Genomic DNA, 242 nt, shown 5'->3' with positions numbered 1-242 from the left:
CTGCTCGATCAGCGACGAGCGTAAGGAGATCCTGCTGGAAATCGAACGCGACGATGGCCGCATCGAATTGCGCGAGCGCCCTTATAAGGGCGACAACGGCCAGCCCGTTGCCCTTTATACGATGAACCTGATCAATACTGACTGGGTCACATCGATCGTTCTGCCAACCCGTGAGCTGGCCAGTTGGCGCCTGGAATACCGCCTGGTGAACGGGCTGTTGTGCGTGAGCAAGGTCGAGCCAC

General features: G+C 58.7%; 1 protein-coding gene. It reads left to right on the top strand.

Annotated elements, in window-relative coordinates; genetic code table 11:
• A partial coding sequence (locus tag SB771_RS36570) for a hypothetical protein (protein ID WP_410722231.1) occupies nt 1–242 on the top strand: 242 nt, incomplete at both ends.

This window comes from Burkholderia sp. SIMBA_051 (assembly GCF_046534915.1).
Taxonomy (GTDB): Bacteria; Pseudomonadota; Gammaproteobacteria; order Burkholderiales; family Burkholderiaceae; genus Burkholderia; species Burkholderia ambifaria.
The sequence above is the reverse complement of the archived record's forward strand: the minus strand, read 5'-3'. Positions and strand labels throughout refer to the sequence as shown.